An 18,495-nucleotide genomic window follows, 5' to 3' on the forward strand; every position below is an offset into this window, starting at 1 on the left:
TGTAAGCTTCTCTTGTTAGGACACGCAGTAGAACGCACAGACAAGGATTTGAACCCTGACTAAAGGTTTTGGAGACCCTAGTGCTGCCGTTACACCATCTGTGCATTTGGTCGCAGTGGCGAGAGTTGTAGACGCGGAGCGGCTTCCCAAAGGGTACTCGCATATACCAAGTTATGAGCTTGGGGCTTTGCCATTAAGCTACACTGCAAGGTTTGGAGTCCAGGGCGAGAATTGAACTCGCACAGTCGGTTTTGCAGACCAATACCCTACCATTAGGCGACCTGGACATTTTTGGAAGCCTCGACGGGAGTTGCACCCGCTTCTCTCTGACTGAGAATCAGAGCGACTTAACCCTGTTTTGTCACTCTGGCAGTAGTATAATAAGGTAAAAATGCTAGAACCAAGACACAGAGCATGGTACAGCCCCGTCCAGCCGCACCAACAGTCAAATTTGTGGACGAATATTGCCAGTGGTATAAAAGTCTGTTTCCAGATGTTAGGAGTTTCGAGGCTTTTAAATATCTCCATGTAGGCTGCATTTCTGATCTAAAACGTAAAACATTGCCAGAAATAGCAAAAATCGTAGGATTAGATAACCAGCAAGGGTTGCATCATTTTCTAACTACATCACCTTGGGATATAGAAAAGTTAAGAACCTTAAGGTTAGAGTTAATTTTACAAGTGCTAAAAGGTAGACCAATCATTTTAATTATTGATGAGACAGGGGATAAAAAGAAAGGGAGCAAGACAGATTATGTGAAACGGCAGTATATAGGAAATTTGGGAAAAACAGATAATGGAATTGTGGCAGTGACAGTATATGGTGTTTTCTGTGGGATGACATTTCCATTACTGTTTGAAGTGTATAAACCCAGGGAAAGATTACAGGCAGGAGATAAGTACCGCACTAAACCAGAAATAGCAGCAATACTGATAAAAAAGCTACAATCAATGGGTTTTAAATTCAACTTAGTACTTGCAGATAGCTTATATGGAGAGAGTGGTAAGAATTTCATATCTGTATTAGATGAACTAAACTTGAACTATATAGTAGCGATTCGGTCAAATCATTATGTAGAAATACTTCCACGACAACATATTCAATATTTAAAGTGGCAGAAGTTTCAAAGGGTATTCTCTGACTTGAGTCGGGAAAATCGATTTATTAGAGAAATTATTCCGGGAAAACGTGGAGAACTTAGATATTGGCAAATTACTACAGATCCAGAAAATTTGCCTGATAACACTACTTGGTATGTGATGAGTAAATATCCAGACATTACGCCAAGAGAAGTTGGAAATTTTTACGGTTTAAGAACTTGGGTCGAGTACGGGTTAAAACAAAGTAAGAATGAATTAGGTTGGTCAGATTTTCGCCTGACTCACTACCCAGATATTGAGCGATGGTGGGAAATTATTTGCAGTGCTTATTTAATGGTTAGTCTGCATTCGGAGCAACTGTTTCAGTCTCCATCACAACGAGAGTCAAAATTTGTTTCACATCCTTGGTGGGATAATGGAAATGGCTGGAAGAACATTCTTAACAATCTTCGTTTGATTATTCAACCTTTTACTTTATTTAATCTGATATATCCCTGGTTAACGGTTTTTCCTATTCCTCAATTAGCTTTGGGTTTTTTTAAACTTCAATCTATTATTTATAGCCTCACCAGTTCAATTTTTATATCCCTGATTCACCCTGATTTCTACTTTTCCTCTGCCTAGAGTGACAAAAGAGGGTTAATCTACTTGTCCACAAGGCTACAAGGCGGGGATGACGAGACTTGAACTCGCGACTTCCTGTTCGACAGACAGGCACTCTTAACCAACTGAGTTACACCCCCACGTTGGGTGGCAATTATTTAGTTTTCATGGTTCAGAGGTGTTAGCTTTATGCCTTTTGCAGAGGCGCTTTTGCTTCACTACATTTATACTACACAAATATTACAAGAGTGTCAAGGGTATACTACAAATTTTTTTTCGAGGGAGAGAGGGCAGGATCATGTAATCGCTTTATGGCTCTCTATCACTGGGTTTCAGGGAATTAGTTCAATGCACTTGTGAGGGAAAATTGAATCTTGTTCTTGTAGTATGTCCGAAAAAAGAAAGCAGAGGAAGAATCTCTCCCTCTGCTTCTCTTCTTCCTCTGCTGCCTCAACGAAGAGATATCTTAACTAAAAGGTATTAGGAGTGAATTACTCATTCTCAGTAAGGCGTTGTGCATTCCAAAACTGTTCTGCAAATGCAACAGCTGGGTGGATTGGAGCTTTGGGTTTGGTTTTAAGTACCATTCCTGCTTCATGTGGTAGGCGATCGCTCTTGGTTGAGTTACAACGTTCACAAGCTGTAACAACGTTGTTCCAAGTATGCTGACCACCTTTAGAACGGGGAATTACATGGTCGAGGGTGAGACGCTTAGTGCTTCCACAGTATTGGCAGGTGTGTCCATCACGTTTGAGTACTTCACGTCTATTTACAGGTGGTACTTTCCAATGACGTTCAGGATTGCCAAATGTTAGACGAATGTGTTCGGGAACTTGTAGTACGAAGCTAGGTGAGCGAACTTCCCAAAGCTTAGTACTGCTAAACTCTAACGATTCTGCTTGTCCGGTGACTAAAAGCACAATGGCTCGTTTAATGTTAACTCGTGCTAATGGTAGGTAGTTCTTAGAGAACACGACCACCGAATTTTGTAATATGTGTGATTTCTGAGTCTGTGGTTGAGCTTCCATAAGTGAATTCACTCCTCAAAAAAATAACCCCCGCCTCTAGTCATTCAGGAGCGGGGGTCAAGTAGTTAATACTCTTGGCTTTATAGTTGGCACAAGAAAGCACTTGCACCTCCCGCTCTGTATCAGTCGATTTGGATTTAGCCAGAGCGCGATTGCTCCTAAAATCCCTTGATTTGCAAATTTACTGCCCACGAACCGATATATTCCCTCAAATGCCAATAGCCTATACAAGCTAGCGGCTTTACAGAATGCGATCACATTACCTAAACCCTTGCTGGGTCGGTAATCTATCGCGCACTTATGTGTTGAGGAAAATCTGCGGCTCATTGAATTTCTGTAGTATGTGTGATTAAGACTAATAACTAATATTTATAATACAGTTGTAGTATGAAATTGTCTACTACATATTGTAACTAATATCAATACTTGTTGGGAAAAGGGTAAAAAGTGAAGGGGGAATGGCACTAAGAAAAGCTGAAAGCTCGTCTGGGCAGGGTGTAGGGGGCAGGGTGTAGGGTGTAGGGGGAAATGCGCGAAAACCAAATATCGAGTACGAACATAAATATTTTCCTTATTCACTACACCCCACACCCCACACCCCACACCCAAAAGCCTTATAGGTAATGGGTTTGGCGTTATCTTAGTGCCATTCGGTTAAGGGGGAAAGGAAAGAAAATACCTGACTGGGATTTGCACTCAGCACTTTCCTGTCAACTAATCATGGAAAAACCCACAACCAAGTTTTTCCCATGCCCTATGACGGCAGTTGCTTCAAGCCGGGAAACCCGTCCAACGCACTGCCTCCCCCATGCCCCATGCCCTATGCCCATTTTCAATACAGGACTAAAGCTGGTAGAGCGTGTAGAATTGTCACTTACAGTCTTGACGTTATTAGTGTATCGGGTGAGAACAGGTGTCATTGGCGACCAACTTTGTGATGTGTAAGCTTGCTTAAAATCATCTAGAAGCAGAAGCACTATGCACCAAAAGTTACTCTACACACTAATTAAGGAGAATAACTATGTCCTTCAAAATCCTCAGTATGGATGGTGGCGGGATGCGTGGAGTGATTACTGCACGTATACTCCAAGAAGTCGAACAACAGATTAAAAAACAGAAAGGTCAGTCTTTAAATGAATACTTTGACCTGATTGCTGGTACTTCTACTGGATCAATTTTAGCAGCGGGAATTGCTTTAGGTAAAACTAGTGCAGAACTAATCAATCTATATGTGAATAAGGGTAAATACATCTTCCCCCTGAAAATTAAAAACCGCTATAAAAGGTTTCCATCTTTCATACAACCCATTTTGGAGGCATTGTCACCTGGAAAATATTCTCACGAAGGGCTGATTAAAGTTCTGATAGATGAGTTGGGATACCGCAGAATCCAAGATATAGATAGTCCGATTATTTTGATTTTGGCTTACGATACCCTTTATCGCAACACCACATTTTTTACGAATTGTCATCCCGATTTAGGCTACCGTTGGTACGATGAATGTTATTTATGGCAGTTATGTGTCGCTTCGGCAGCGGCTCCTTCGTTTTTTCCACCTTATAACTTAGAGCCTGTTAATAAAGAGAAATTTGGCAATTGGGTATTTCCACATATTGATGGAGGCGTATCAGCTAATAATCCGGCTTTGGCGGCACTGAGTTTAATTATGCGGATCAGTCAATGTGCGGATCGGGTTGTTTCCCAAGAAACAAAATGTAAATATAAGCTAGATAACCTCCAAATGAAAGACATATCTATCCTTTCGATTGGAACTGGTCAAACTGGCGAACCTTATCAATTTGAGCAAATCAATAAGTGGAAGCCGTTAGATTGGGCACAACACATTCCTGATATTTTTATGGAGCCTACGTCTGAGGTTAATAGCACCATTTGTCGGCAAATTATGGGTGGATATGAATCTCAACGGTACTTACGCCTGCAATTTGATTTAAATGAGAGATTTCAGGCGAAGCCAGGAGAGACATATAAAGACAGTAGAGTTTTATTGCGGCCAGAAGACCGGAAAAATAAATATACAAATATAAAAGTGAGCGAAGACATAGATAATGCTCACAGAGATATTATTGCACAATGGATAGATACTACATCTGCATACATAGATGAAGGCCATACATATTATACGAGAGACGATGTTGGGCCTAGAGTAAAAGACGCGATCGCATCTTTTATTGCTATTAACTAGTTGCTTTCACGTAAAACCATATACAAAATACAATCCTTAAGGATGTTTAAATAGAAATCTCGTATGCATACGAGATTTTCGCGTATTTATACGCGCTATCATCCAGATTTTGTGTAGATTTCAGTAAGAACTACATATTAATTTTAAAAATTTCTATTGCTAATTGTAGGATTTAATTAAATTAATAATTTTATTAATCTCTTTAGAAAAGTTTTATCTGTATAAATATTTAATTTGCTTACAAAATAATCTTCATCAGCCTAAGTTATACTGCTGAAATTGATTTGCTCTCTTAGAAATTTTCAAAAAATCTATTTCGGTATTTCACTATTGTTAGTCGTTTCCTCAGTAATTTGAGAAAGTCTGCCTAGACAATAAATCTCTGTTAGTTATGTATAAACTCTGTTTTCAAACAATCAAAAATACAGATATGCTTAGATAACAAATCTTAAAAATTGCTACAATGCAAATAAAAAATAGATTTAACAGTACTTTGCCAGCAGGCTGATTACTCTTGTAAAAGATTAAATTAAAACCACCCAACAATCATTACAGCAAGCTCAAAAATCTATCTTCTTAGGGTAATTTAAGGATGATTAAGCATCATGCCAGCAGCTTACGACATTTCGGCAACATTGATAGCAGAGATGTGATTACTTCTGAAATAAGTTTTGTCTGGAATGCAGGCATTGATTAAATCTGCTAATTACCTAGTACCGCTATGCAGAAATCAGACAGTTTGAGATTTTTATTAGCAAAGCGGTAGTGTTGGCATAGGTTCTCCTAGAGGAGAATGAGTATTTTCTTGATTTGCTCAGTCAAAAAGTGGCGTTGAGCAAACAACAAACCAATCTCAAATATAAAATTACTTCAGTCACAAGCAGCCAGTGTATTAGATCGTAAGACTTCCATCCCCAGAGAAACCCAATCTCTAGATGTAAGCAAGCTATAAGTGGCGTTTCCTTCACCTGAAGGGGTAAAAACTGACGCGCAAAAGTCAAACATTGTTGATTCTAAACTTTTGTGTTGACTTTGAAACTCTGCATAGCCACAAAACATCTTTCTCTCAAGTGGCGATATTAGATATCTCATACAAAAGAATTGCGCTAGCCAAATCATTTGAGTCAAGTGTAATTCATCTACTCTTAATTTCTGCTTAAGCAAAAAAATTAATTGTAGATCTAAATGTTGTGACTATCTTTTGTCGTGAGATGCTTCTGTACATTTAGCAAACAAATTAAGGAAGGCTAGAATGTTAATTAATTCCTCTGATGAACGTGGTAGCGGCAGATAGCACAAGCCTAAATTATCTCTTAGCTATTTGCAAAAATTGCTTTGATTTATAGATGCTGAGTAGCAGATGAAATCATTCAAGCAAGATGATTGAGTAAATCAGAATTTTCTTTTTTCAAAATAGTGAAAGCTACAAGCAAGTTGCAAATAAGGTTATCTTGTTGCGCTGACTTTCGATGGCTGTGAATCTATTTTTGTGGTGCGGAAGTCTTTACTAACTGGGTACTAAGCATCTAGTAACATACAAAATAATTGTCAATGAGTATAGGGCATTGGAATGCAGACTAGGGAATACACTTGTCAGCTTCAATGCCCTGTCTCTATGGAGTTAATCTTTGTTTATAACCAGAGAAAGATGTAAAGATTACTCAAGTTGTGGAAATTTAGGTAGTAGAGATGGAAATTTTCACATCTTGGCAAAGCTACTAAATCCTCCATGCAAAATAATTTGGTTATGTTCCCTAGCCTGAAGGTAGCAGGGAAGAATTCACACGCAACGCAAACACAGCGTACTAAGTATAACTATGTTGAGCAGTTGTTTATAGAACTGCTAGCAACAGAAAATTTAGATGAGCAACTAGAAAATGTTGCAGAGAAAGCCAAGGCGTTTGAACAGACGCTTTCAATAGCGATTCGTGAGGCTTACGAAAATGGCTGTGGCGAACAAGAAGCTCATCTATTTTTGCAAAGAATACTTTATCGAATTAATCGACTGAATTTGTTTTGGTATGACGATTTGCGACATTATGACAATGAGCGATCGCTTTACTTGTTATCCTGTCGTCAGCAAATCGAAGCTGCTTGGCAAGCTTGGGAACTAGCACAATTAGATTTGCCCAGATTGCAAAAATTGAATGTCAAACAAGCACTTACCGAACGCGCCTCTTTGGATGTCGATCCACCATTATCGGCTGATAGTCGCTATCTTCAGGAGGAAATGAGCGAGGTTGGCTACCGCCACTTGTTAGCGATCGCATCTTTTGATGGCTTGGTAGAAGGTAGCCGCATGACCAACATTTTGGGTGGTGCAGCGAATGAAGTGCAGTGTACGCTAGTGCGGGTATTCTTGGAAGAATACGGCAACGGTCGTTTACCTCGCAAGCATTCGACCTTTTTTGCCCAAATGTTAGATGAGTTTGGGATGAATACTGAACCTGAGGGATATTTTGATTTAGTACCTTGGGAAGTTTTAGCTTGTGATAACCATAATTTTTTAACTACCCAGCGTAAACGCTATTTTCTCCGCTACAGTGGTGCATTAACCTATTTTGAAGTAGCTGGGCCAGCAGCTTACAGAAATTATTTAGCAGCGGCGCAAAGATTGGAACTGTCACAAGCAGCAATGGGTTACTGGGAACTGCACATTAAGGAAGATGAACGCCACGGTCGTTGGATGTTGGATGATGTGGCTTTACCCTTAGCAGATAAGTATCCTGATGATGCTTGGGAAATAGTACTAGGTTATGACCAAGAAAAATTTATGGGCGATCGCGCCGCTAAAGCCGTTGTCCGTTCCATACGTGAAGTCGAACAAGCTGCTGTGAGTAGTCGATAAATATAGTACTGAAAAGATTCTGACTTTAGCCCTAATAATTGGCTCAAAAACAGCTTTCTTTAGTAACAGCTTGATTACTAAAGAAACAGTTTTTCTTGCCTGAATGCAGTTGTAGTAATTTCTTCAAGCCTGATTACATCTTAAACTTGCATCGAGGTCACATGAAAGATATATTTTTCTGCCCAGAAGAATCTAATTTTTACTCAAATTGTTTAGAAACCTTAGTTCTCCGGCATTGCCAAGATCCTGAAAGTATTGTTGAGTTTGGTTCGGGCGATGGTAGTCCTGTAATCAACTCACTATTAAGGAACAAATTTGCAGGTGTGATTCACGGATTTGAATTAAATACTTCTGCCTGGAAAGCTGCTAATTTAACAATTGATGAATATCATCTTACCAATAAATATATTATCAACAATTCTTGTTTATTTCAATCGAAAAAACCAGAAGGTAAATATCTTGTAGCCAATCCGCCCTATCTTCCCGCGCCCGATCAAGATATCTATATGCCCCTATTATTTGGGGGTATAGATGGAGCTACAATTACTAATAATCTTTTAGCTTTAGGCTATGAAAATGTGCTAGTCTTGGTCTCTAGTTTTTCTAATCCAACAAGTACAATTTCTCAAGCACAAGAACACGGATATGTTGTCAATAATTTTGTGGTCTTACCTTTAAAGTTTGGCTACTATAGCTCAGAACCAAAAGTGAAAAATCACATTGAAGAGTTGCGTAAACATAAGATGGCATTTTATTCTGGTGATTATTACTTCTTGGCTGGGGTTTTATTTAGCAAATGCCAACAAGATACACCAGATTTATCTAAAGAATTAGCTCAGGTAATGACGAGTTTATAATTTTGTTAAAACTTGGCATTTTTATTTCTGTTTTCGTCAAGAAGCAATCTCTAGGAATCTGATTTGATTTTTAAAATTCACGTGGGATGTGTTAGCGATAGCGTAACGCATCCTACATGGTAATTATCTTTATCGAGATTTAAATCCCCGATTTTTTGAAAAAGTCGGGGATTTCGTTAGTAATTTTTTTGTAACAGTTATTTGCAGTGCAAGAGAATGCAGTAAGAGCAAGAATATGTTGCGTTTTTATACTGAAGTATTTATTTTTATGAAGCAGCTTTTAAGACCTAAAGCTAATTCTGATATCGTTTAGAGACGTATTACTAGAAACGTATATTGTCGGATTAATGACATTGCAAAGGTGTTTTAATGCAATCTCAGAATGTACCTAACTATTTGCCACAAGCAATTTTAACTACACTTTTCTGCTGTTTACCATTTGGAATTGTGGCGATTGTCTATGCTGCTCAAGTGAATACAAAGTTGCAAGCAGGAGATTATGAAGGGGCAATGCAATCATCCAAAAGTGCCAAAACATGGTGTTGGGTATCTTTTGGATCAGGATTAGCTGTGTTTTTAATTTATATTCTCCTAATAATTTTGGCTTCTTTGGCACCGCAATAATAATTATGCAGCGTTAAAAATTGCAAAAATTTTATCTACAAAAATGAACATTATTCCTCGTCGCTCATCTTCTATATCCGTGAGAACTGTTAAAGTTGCAGCACTGTCGGGCGTTATTGTTGTAGCTGCAATTATGCTCTACTTTTTCAATCCGAGCAATTCTTCTATTTACCCGCCTAGCCCATTTAGAGCGCTAACTGGCTTATATTGCCCTGGATGTGGTACCCTAAGAGCCTTACATCAATTACTCCACGGGCATATCATCAAGGCTTTTGATTTGAACCCGTTGATGATTTTAGCACTGCCATATTTAATTTATTCTTATATATCCTACAGCGCGCCTGTAATTATAGGTGAAAAAATTCCCCAAGTTTTTATTAAACCCGCTTGGATTTGGCTGATGTTAAAAATTATTTTAGCTTATTGGGTATTGCGAAATCTTCCTTTTGCTCCTTTTTCTTGGTTAGCCCCTTGAAAAAATCTGTAAGTCGCGCAATTAATGATAAATAGCTAAGGCTGTTATTTATCATTAATTATTTGCCATTAGTAGAAGCAGTAAAATAATTACGAATTACGTAGACGCGTAGCGGCTTCCCGCAGGGTATTACGAATTATGAATTATTAGGCTGCTTGCCAAATCCTGATAGTTTTATCCTCGCCAGCGCTGGCGAGGATTCGCCCATCGGAACTGATATCAACAGATAAGATACTTGCTGTATGTCCTGTCAGGGTTTGTAATAATTTACCAGTTTTTAAATTCCAAATTTTGATTGTGCGATCGCTGCTACCACTAATCAAGGTTTGTCCATCTGGAGTAATTACCAAACATTGAATTAAACCTTGATGTCCTTCCAAACGCTGCTGTAGTTGTCCTGTAAGCAGATTCCAAAGGTGGATGGTTGAGCCAAAGCCGCCACTGGCGATGATTTGTAGCGCTGAACTTACAGCCACAGCACGCACAAAGCCAGGGTTATCTGTAATAGTGTGGAGTAATTGCCCATTGTCTAACTGCCAAATTTTAATTACTTTATCACTACCAGCACTGATCAGAAATTTACCATCGGGACTGATAGCTGTGGTATAAATAAAGCCAGCATTTATGGGGAGTGTTTGCTGTAGGTTTCCTGTTTGTAGTTGCCAAACTCTGATGGTTTTATCCCTACTTCCAGAGACAATAGTTTGTCCATTGGGACTGATGGATAGAGAATTAATTAAATCAGAATGTCCTCTGAGGATGCGCTGGGGTTTATTAGCATTCAGATGCCAAGTCTTAATTGTATGATCGCTACTGCCACTCACTACAGTCTGATTATCGGGAGCGATCGCAGTTACTATCCAAATACCAGTTTCATTGAGTACACCTTGCAGTTTACCTGTTTGCAGATTCCAAATTTTAATTGTCTTATCGTTACTACTGCTAATGAGGGTTTGAGAATTTCTACTGAAGGCTACAGATCTAACTAGCTGTGAGTGTCCATTTAAACTATAGGCGAAAACCGCTTGTTGAAATTGCGGTGGCGACTGCACAGGTATAGTTCGGCGCTGCATAGAAAAAATTTTCTCCCTCCCTTGCAATGCTTCTGTAAAGGTGGGATTGATAGTTAAAGCGCGATCGTAATCTGCTAATGCAGCATCATATTGCCCTATTTGTAAGTAGGCATTACCTCGATTACACCAAGCTTCAAAATAATTGGGATCTATTTGTAACGCGCGATTAAAATCTGTAATTGCACCTTGATAATCTTGGTGTTGAGCCTTTTCTAGCCCCCAAAAGTTATAAGCTTGAGCATTATTTGTGGATGGGGTAACCGGAATTGTTGGTGGTACATTACTAATTTGAGGTGCTTGTAAATCTTGCAAAACTTCGGCTGCCGATTGATATCTTTCCCCAACAAAATGCTTGAGTAACCTATCAATAATCCGTCCTAAATCATCACTAATACTTAAACCTTGCTCCTTGACTCGTTCTCGCCACAGCCAACGCGCTTCTCTAACATCATAAAGAGCATCTGCAAGATTACCATAGGGGTCTTGTAGCGGTAAACACCGAGTTATTAGCCGAGCACAAGTCGCACCCAAAGCATATAAATCACTAGCTGGGTAAGCGTAGCCTTGCATTTGTTCTAAGGGAGCATAACCAATAGTATAAATTCCTGTACCCTGGCGCGCTAAAGTAGTTTGTGTAACTTGTTTCGCACCCCCAAAGTCAATTAGTACCAGTTTGCGATCGTAGCTCCGACGAATGATATTTTCTGGTTTAATATCCCGATGAATGACACTACGTTCGTGAATGAATTGCAGAATTGGTAATAAATCAGCTAACAGTTCCCGAATCTGCATTTCATTAAAAGCTTGTTTTTGCATTTCTGCGGCTAAAGTGTCCCCAGCAATAAATTCTTGCACTAAATACAAGTTTAATCCTTGTTCAAAATAGGCAACTAGCCGGGGAATTTGAGGATGATTTTCTCCTAGTTCAAACAAGCGCTTTGCTTCTTCTTTAAACATTTCCGCAGCTTTTTTAAGTGCGCTAGTTCCCTGCACTTGGGGGACAAATTGCTTAATTACACAAGGTGCATCTAACCTATCTATATCTCTGGCTTCATAAGTTTTACCAAAACCACCCTCACCTAATAATCGATTAATCCGGTAGCGGTTTTTGAATAACGTACCAAAGCTGTTTCCTCCACAACTGGTGCAAAATCTATTACCATCGGAGCTAAAAGGATTGGAGCAATTGGGATTTTGGCAGATTTGCATATATTAGTTTTAATGGGGTTTAATTACTGAAATTATTTGGTGAATCAGGGCACAGGGAGTAGAGAATAGGGAAAAAGCAAGAGAAAATATAGCTATATCGATTTTTTAAACCCATAGGAGTTATACATAGGAATCTGGTTTGATTTCTGAAAAAATCTCAGAAAAGCTTTGGTGCTGATGCTGTACTCTCGTTGCTACAACGGAGGAAACCTCCGCAACGCACTGGCTCTCCTACGTGAACTACGTGAACTGCAAAAATCAAATATGAGTCCTATAATATGTAATTTAATATTTTCCTGAGAAAGCATAGGCACTAATTTAAAAAGATGTGATTAAAAAAATTAAATGTCTTTAAAACTGTAAAATAATTTTATTGTATGACAAGCATCGCTGTAGAAATTGCAACTGCAACCTCTGTACATAACTGAATAGAGGAAAAATCAGAAATATCAGTGTTGACTTTTGAATACAGACGTGATTAATCGCGTCTTTCTAACTCTTGACTCCTCTACAGCAACACTAGCTTGATTTATATCCTAAATTTGCGGATACTAAATTATTGAAGGTATTGACCCAAAATAAATATGAAATCTCTGCACCGTCCCGATCTATATGGTTGGTCAACTTTCAATCCTGCAAGAAACATTGATTTTAATGGGATTGCCTGGATTCGTCCAGAGGGCAATATCATAATTGATCCGGTAGCTTTATCCAATCACGATTGGAATCACTTAAACTCTTTGGGTAATGTAGCTTGGATTGTACTGACTAATTCCGATCATGCTAGGTCAGCGAAGGATATTGCCGATCAAACCTACGCTAAAATAGCAGGGCCTATAGCAGAAAAAGATAATTTTCCGATAAATTGCGATCGCTGGCTGAGTGATGGTGAAGAATTAGTCCCCGGATTAAAGGTGATTGAACTTCAAGGTTCTAAAACTCCAGGCGAACTAGCGCTATTGCTAGAAGAAACCACTTTAATTACTGGGGATTTGGTGCGCGCCCATCGAGCAGGTACATTAACTATATTGCCAGACGAAAAGCTAGTGAACCGCGAACAAGCTGTAGCATCTGTGCAAAAATTGGCCAATCTGACTCAAGTAGAAACAATATTAGTCGGGGATGGTTGGTCAGTTTTTCACGATGGACGCGATCGCCTCAAGGAACTAGTCGCAACATTATAATCGCTGAACGCGTAGCGTCTCGTTCGCGCTAGCGTTGCGGAGCAAAGAGAAGCAACCCCAAAACCCTTGCGATTGCTACCCTGCGGGAACGCTTTCAGCGAACACTTGACTTTGTTCCGTTCCCAATGACAAATGTATATTTAATTGTGCATGACTACTTAGAAGCATGAGAAAAATTATCAGCATAATTATCTGCTAAAAATTGCATAATTTGATTTCAGAAATTTTTAATTATTAATGCTTTTTGTCCCAACATTTTCGCAACTTTGTTGGGTTTCATTCTGTACCCTACGAGAAGCAAGCTACAACCCAGCCTTTTACCTTAAGAGAAGTAGAGATAATTGTCAAATATAAGCTTGATTTGAGTTTACAATCTGTCTCCCGTGCAATATAAATAATTAAATGTAGAAATTTTGAGAGTGACTCTTAAGGCTGACAGACTTGACGAAATAACTACCAGAGAAGCTAATGTGCAGCCTACTAGCCATACAAATACCCAGCCATCTCATCTAATTTCACTCACTTCTGCAATGGCAGAAAAATTCCCCTTAAGAATTTTGCTGGCGGAAGATCATGCAGTGAATCAAAAGCTAGCATTATTAATGCTCAAACAATTGGGATACCGTGCTGATGTTGTCAGCAATGGTAAGGAAGTTCTAGAAATCATCCAGCACTTGTCTTATGACGTAATCTTAATGGATGTGCAAATGCCTGAAATGGACGGATTAGAAGCCACAAAGCTGATCTGCCAAAAATATCCAGTGGGTTTGCGTCCACGAATTATTGCCTTGACAGCCCGCGCCCTGCAAGGCGATCGCGAGGAATGTCTAGCAGCCGGGATGGATGACTATCTCAGCAAACCTATCCGTATTGAAATACTAGCTCAAGCCTTAAGTCGATGTGTACCGATAGTTTCTAGCAATGGTGGTTTTATCCCACCCAACAGAAGCGATCGCCAATCCCATCCACTCAATCAACCACTAAGCAATCCCGCCTCTATTCCGATAGCAGACTTACCAGCCATTAATACTCAAGCTATTCAAAAAATTTACGAAATGGCTGGAGACGATGAAACCTTTGTCTTAGAAATTATTGACTGCTATTTAGAAGATTCCCCATATATATTGGAGCAAATTCGGGAAGCCGTTACTCAAGGAGATGCTACAACTGTACATCGTCTAGCCCATAGCTGGAAATCAAGTAGCGCCTATTTAGGAGCCAGAAATCTCACAGAAATTTGTCGAGAAATCGAAGCGATCGCTCTTTCTGAAATCTGCCATCTCCCAGAGCGACTCTATCACTTAGAAGCAGAATTTGAAAGAGTCAAAACAGCTTTGCAGTTAGAACGCCAGAAACGAGCGCAGCGCTCTTTCCCCCCAATCCCCAAAGGGAGCCCCGAGTCCCCCCTGCAGCCTCAATGTGCAAATTAAATGGTTAACAGCTTACCCCTGCGCCAATTCCGCTTCTTGACTAAATCTCCCGGTAGGAACAGCCTCTAGCAAATATCTGGAAATATTTAGTTGATAACCTTCAGTTAGACGCGATCGCCGTCAGCGATTTGAGATTTTAGGTTTTGCAGCAAATAATTAATATTTTTCTAGATAATTAAAAAAGCTATTACTTCTTGTTGAAGCAATAGCTTTTTTATCTGCTATTTCAAAAAAATTTTCTCTACCAAAAACTATATTAAATAGTATATCAAATTATTTTATAGCGATATATTTATATTTTTATAACCGTATTATTACTTAATTTTTGAGATGATTTTAAAAAAACGCCATTATTCCTCTAGCCAAGCATTATCTATATACAGTAGGGCTTTCACCCCATATTTATCCTTGATTAAGGATAGCAATTTTTCAACCATAAAATATACATAAAAATCATCAAAATCAACCAATTTTTACCATGAAAAGCTCCTTATTCATCAAAGAATATATACAACTCAAACATTGCATCCAATTGTTTTACTTTATTTGACTGTCTAAGTGCATATTTTTTTACATTTTTCTGTCCAAAACTATTTACATTTAACCAAGGTGTGTTTAATATTAATTCAGTGGAAAGCGAAGGCATAAAACCTAGCTGAAACTATTAACAATCAACAATGAGTAAGGTAAAAAACAATGGCAGTTGAAAAAACTAATTCCTCTTCAAGTTTGGCAGAAGTTATTGACCGCATTTTGGACAAAGGTATCGTTGTAGATGCTTGGGTACGTGTTTCGTTAGTAGGTATTGAACTACTAGCTATTGAAGCTCGGATCGTTATCGCTTCTGTTGAAACTTATTTGAAATATGCAGAAGCTGTTGGTTTAACTCAATCAGCTGCTATGCCTGCTTAATTATAAAAAGTACGCTATCTCTACCTGGTTTGTGCAAACTAAAAAAAGTCATATCGGGTGAAATTGAGAAACGACTTTTAAAGTTGGCACTTTCAGGATAATTTCTTTCTCATAGCTAAAAATCCTTCTAAGTTGAAGGATTTTTAGCTATTTGCAATTAATGTAGTTTGGCAACCTTTAATTGCAGTCGAATACTAAAAGAATTTGCTTTTAATACCACCTCTAGAGGATGTCTTCTAACTCAAAAATTGGATTGGGGTAAGCTTAGTGCAACCCGATATTTGCATGATAGAAGTGGAACAGAGTTTAAATACTGTATAGCGTTTCTTATGCAGATCCGTTACAAAATTATATTGCGAAGTCTAGGGGCACGGCACTGCCCTTATGAGTATACCTTCCTAGTACAACACGGCGGAAATAAGCCACCCATTTAAAACAAGCGAAAAGCTTACAAAATCATCATTCTTTCTTTTTACTTTTGCCTTTTTACTTTTGCCTTGTTGTACTAGCTTGAGAAATACTATTAAATTTACAGCACACAAAAAATATTATTCCCATCAGCTTAGTAAGCTAATATCATTCTTGTGTACTGCTGTGATAATAAGATTCTTTTCAGTTTTATATCAAATTGCTACAAGTTTTATCTTTTAATCATCATACAAAAGCTTGTGAAGAATTGATACAAATCTAGATCCATAAGACTACAGTAAATAGTATCTTTAACAGAAGTAATTCAACTCAATAAAACATAAAACCTAAATAGGGGAGGCAAAAAGCAAAGGAGCATCCCAGTTTTGCAAATTTACCAGGATGGTTAATAGTCATTGCGAATGAAGGGAAGCGGAATTAAGCAATCGCAACATTCAGACTTTGCGATTGCTGCGCTCTATTTCATTACGCTCGCAATGACAAATTATGTTTTTATATAATTGGGATGCTACTAAAGCCAGGAAATTTTGTTTCCAAAATTTGTGGAAGTTGCTACCGCTTTAGACACCTCCACATTGAACTTGCATACAGCCAACCGCCAGAATAACTATCAACAAATTAGTTTTTCATTTTCACAGCGAACTCTTAACAGGTAATCCCAAATTAATATAGCCAGCATTATTTGAGAATCCGTAAACAGCCAGATGTGAAAGATTTTCAATCTACAATTTGGATCACAGGTGTTCAAGGGACTGCCAAACAATATTTTTCTTTTTTCCCCTGCTCCCTACCCCTCTGCCTACTTCAAGAGTTCCCTACCCCGTTGGCATAGCCTCTCATCAGGGGTTTGTTGAATGAGCGAATTTTGAATTGCTTCACGTTTCTTTTTTCTGGGAAACTCAGCTAAATCAAAAGGAGAAGACCCATGAAGGTTGGTATCCCCAAGGAAGTTTACCCTGGTGAACAGCGTGTAGCTGTCACACCAGACACAGCCAAGCGGCTACAAAAACTTGGCTTTGATGTACTTGTAGAAACGAACGCAGGTTGCGGCGCAAATTTTGCCGATGATGCCTATAGGCAAGCCCAATGCCACATTATTCCCGATGCTGCAACTCTTTGGGCAGAGGCAGATATTGTACTCAAAGTACGTCCACCCCAAATGCATCCCGAGTTAGGCAAAGATGAAACGGATTTGCTGCGTGAGGACAGTACAATCATTGGTTTTATCTGGCCTGCCCAAAATCCCCAACTACTGGAAAAACTGCTAGAACGCAAAGCTACAGCGCTGGCAATGGATGCAATCCCACGCATTAGCCGCGCCCAAAAAATGGATGCTTTGAGTTCCATGGCCAATCTTGCTGGCTATCGAGCTGTAATTGAAGCCGCTAACCACTTTGGACGCTTCTTTAACGGTCAAATTACAGCCGCAGGTAAAGTTCCACCAGCGAAGATATTGGTGATTGGTGTCGGTGTAGCTGGCCTAGCCGCCATTGGTACAGCTAAGGGATTGGGTGCCATTGTGCGGGCATTTGATACCCGTTTGGTAGTAAAAGAGCAGGTAGAAAGCCTAGGCGCAGAGTTTCTCGAACTCAACTTTGCTGAGGATGGTTCTGGTGAAGGTGGCTACGCCAAGGTAATGAGCGATGAATTTATCAAAGCAGAGATGGAACTGTTTGCAGAGCAAGCAAAGGATGTTGACATCATCATTACCACAGCTTTGATTCCTGGGAGAACAGCACCCATACTGATTACTCAAGCAATGGTTGAGAGTATGAAAGAGGGTTCTGTAGTCGTTGACTTGGCGGCAGAACAGGGAGGTAATTGTGCTTGTACCCATCCTCATGAAGTGTACCGTTACAACGGAGTCACAATTGTCGGTTTAACAGACCTACCCAGCCGCATGGCGCAACAAGCCAGCCAGCTTTACGGGACAAATCTTTGCCATCTGCTAGAAGAAATGGGTGGGGCGAGTAAATACCAAGTAAATCTGGAAGATGAGGTAGTGCGGGGCGCTTTGGTAGCCTATGCGGGTGAGATTACTTGGCCAGCACCAAAATTTGAGAAAAAGGTAGAGGCAAAAGTCGAGAAAGTAGTAGAAAAAGTCAAAGAAACGCCGCCAGTATTAGCAACTACACCTACAGCACCTATTTCTCAAACTTCCCAAGGAGGGGGCGGAGCTAACTTTCTTTGGCTATTAATAGTGGCTTTAGCCTTGGTGGGTATCGGCATCACAGCACCGCCTGAATTTCTAGCTCATTTCACCGTATTTGTTTTAGCTTGCTTTATTGGTTGGCAAGTAATTTGGAATGTGAAACCTGCCTTACACACACCACTAATGAGCGTTACCAATGCCATTAGCGGCATCATTATTATTGGCGGTATGGTGCAAATATCTGGATCTGCTAACTCAGCTACTACCATTCTAGGCGCGATCGCAATTTTAGTGGGCACGATTAATATTTCCGGTGGTTTCCTCGTCACGCAACGAATGCTCAAGATGTTCCAAAAATAGAAGAAAT

13 protein-coding genes and 4 tRNA genes are annotated in these 18,495 nt (G+C 39.4%); 11 read left to right on the forward strand and 6 right to left on the reverse strand.

The annotated features are described in order from the left end of the window. Nucleotides 1-33: 33 nt before the first annotated feature. From HGR01_RS16320 to HGR01_RS16330, 3 genes are all read right to left on the reverse strand, one after another. A tRNA-Trp gene (locus tag HGR01_RS16320) sits at nucleotides 34-104 on the reverse strand. Nucleotides 105-107: 3 nt separating this feature from the next. Further along, a tRNA-Ile gene (locus tag HGR01_RS16325) sits at nucleotides 108-208 on the reverse strand. 5 nt (nucleotides 209-213) lie between these two features. Next, nucleotides 214-287 (reverse strand) — tRNA-Cys (locus tag HGR01_RS16330). 127 nt (nucleotides 288-414) lie between these two features. On the opposite strand from HGR01_RS16330, the gene HGR01_RS16335 reads away from it, so the two are divergent. After that, the gene (locus HGR01_RS16335) at nucleotides 415-1,725 is read left to right on the forward strand and encodes an IS701 family transposase (RefSeq protein ID WP_096621593.1); all 1,311 of its coding nucleotides are present in this window, start codon (nucleotides 415-417) and stop codon (nucleotides 1,723-1,725) included. Nucleotides 1,726-1,769: 44 nt separating this feature from the next. Here the strand turns inward: HGR01_RS16335 and HGR01_RS16340 are convergent. Together HGR01_RS16340 and HGR01_RS16345 are read right to left on the reverse strand one after the other, a co-directional pair. Continuing rightward, a tRNA-Asp gene (locus HGR01_RS16340) sits at nucleotides 1,770-1,844 on the reverse strand. Between the two features lie 351 nt (nucleotides 1,845-2,195). Further along, nucleotides 2,196-2,732 carry an HNH endonuclease gene (locus HGR01_RS16345; protein ID WP_045870856.1) on the reverse strand — a complete coding sequence of 179 codons (537 nt, stop codon included), beginning with the start codon at nucleotides 2,730-2,732 and terminating at the stop codon, nucleotides 2,196-2,198. Nucleotides 2,733-3,452: 720 nt separating this feature from the next. On the opposite strand from HGR01_RS16345, the gene HGR01_RS16350 reads away from it, so the two are divergent. From HGR01_RS16350 to HGR01_RS16375, 6 genes are all read left to right on the forward strand, one after another. Continuing rightward, entirely contained in the window at nucleotides 3,453-3,677 is a 225-nt protein-coding gene (locus HGR01_RS16350) for a hypothetical protein (RefSeq protein WP_155539281.1), read from the forward strand. A gap of 76 nt (nucleotides 3,678-3,753) precedes the next feature. Beyond that, a complete protein-coding gene (locus HGR01_RS16355) occupies nucleotides 3,754-4,935 on the forward strand; it encodes a patatin-like phospholipase family protein (RefSeq protein ID WP_045870857.1) in 1,182 nt (393 codons plus the stop codon). Between the two features lie 1,729 nt (nucleotides 4,936-6,664). Next, nucleotides 6,665-7,783, forward strand: a complete 1,119-nt coding sequence (locus HGR01_RS16360; protein ID WP_045870859.1) for an iron-containing redox enzyme family protein — start codon at nucleotides 6,665-6,667, stop codon at nucleotides 7,781-7,783. Nucleotides 7,784-7,944: 161 nt separating this feature from the next. Beyond that, complete coding sequence (locus tag HGR01_RS16365) at nucleotides 7,945-8,640, forward strand: methyltransferase (protein WP_045870860.1); 696 nt, start codon at nucleotides 7,945-7,947, stop codon at nucleotides 8,638-8,640. 369 nt (nucleotides 8,641-9,009) lie between these two features. Further along, the gene (locus tag HGR01_RS16370; protein ID WP_045870861.1) at nucleotides 9,010-9,264 is read left to right on the forward strand and encodes a CD225/dispanin family protein; all 255 of its coding nucleotides are present in this window, start codon (nucleotides 9,010-9,012) and stop codon (nucleotides 9,262-9,264) included. 43 nt (nucleotides 9,265-9,307) lie between these two features. Next, the gene (locus HGR01_RS16375; protein ID WP_045870862.1) at nucleotides 9,308-9,739 is read left to right on the forward strand and encodes a DUF2752 domain-containing protein; all 432 of its coding nucleotides are present in this window, start codon (nucleotides 9,308-9,310) and stop codon (nucleotides 9,737-9,739) included. A gap of 146 nt (nucleotides 9,740-9,885) precedes the next feature. Here the strand turns inward: HGR01_RS16375 and HGR01_RS16380 are convergent, their stop codons facing one another. After that, the gene (locus tag HGR01_RS16380; RefSeq protein WP_045870863.1) at nucleotides 9,886-12,021 is read right to left on the reverse strand and encodes a protein kinase domain-containing protein; all 2,136 of its coding nucleotides are present in this window, start codon (nucleotides 12,019-12,021) and stop codon (nucleotides 9,886-9,888) included. A gap of 584 nt (nucleotides 12,022-12,605) precedes the next feature. Between HGR01_RS16380 and HGR01_RS16385 the strand changes: the two genes are divergently transcribed. The 4 genes from HGR01_RS16385 (at nucleotide 12,606) to pntA (ending at nucleotide 18,488) form a co-directional block, all read left to right on the forward strand. Continuing rightward, the gene (locus tag HGR01_RS16385) at nucleotides 12,606-13,205 is read left to right on the forward strand and encodes a hypothetical protein (protein WP_045870864.1); all 600 of its coding nucleotides are present in this window, start codon (nucleotides 12,606-12,608) and stop codon (nucleotides 13,203-13,205) included. Nucleotides 13,206-13,624: 419 nt separating this feature from the next. Further along, entirely contained in the window at nucleotides 13,625-14,635 is a 1,011-nt protein-coding gene (locus HGR01_RS16390; RefSeq protein WP_045870865.1) for a response regulator, read from the forward strand. Nucleotides 14,636-15,331: 696 nt separating this feature from the next. Further along, nucleotides 15,332-15,547, forward strand: a complete 216-nt coding sequence (gene gvpA / locus HGR01_RS16395; protein ID WP_010996411.1) for a gas vesicle structural protein GvpA — start codon at nucleotides 15,332-15,334, stop codon at nucleotides 15,545-15,547. A 1,354-nt stretch (nucleotides 15,548-16,901) separates the two neighbouring features. Continuing rightward, complete coding sequence (gene pntA / locus HGR01_RS16400) at nucleotides 16,902-18,488, forward strand: Re/Si-specific NAD(P)(+) transhydrogenase subunit alpha (protein ID WP_045870866.1); 1,587 nt, start codon at nucleotides 16,902-16,904, stop codon at nucleotides 18,486-18,488. Nucleotides 18,489-18,495: the final 7 nt, after the last annotated feature.

The organism is Tolypothrix sp. PCC 7712 (assembly GCF_025860405.1).
In the GTDB taxonomy this organism is placed as follows: domain Bacteria; phylum Cyanobacteriota; class Cyanobacteriia; order Cyanobacteriales; family Nostocaceae; genus Aulosira; species Aulosira diplosiphon.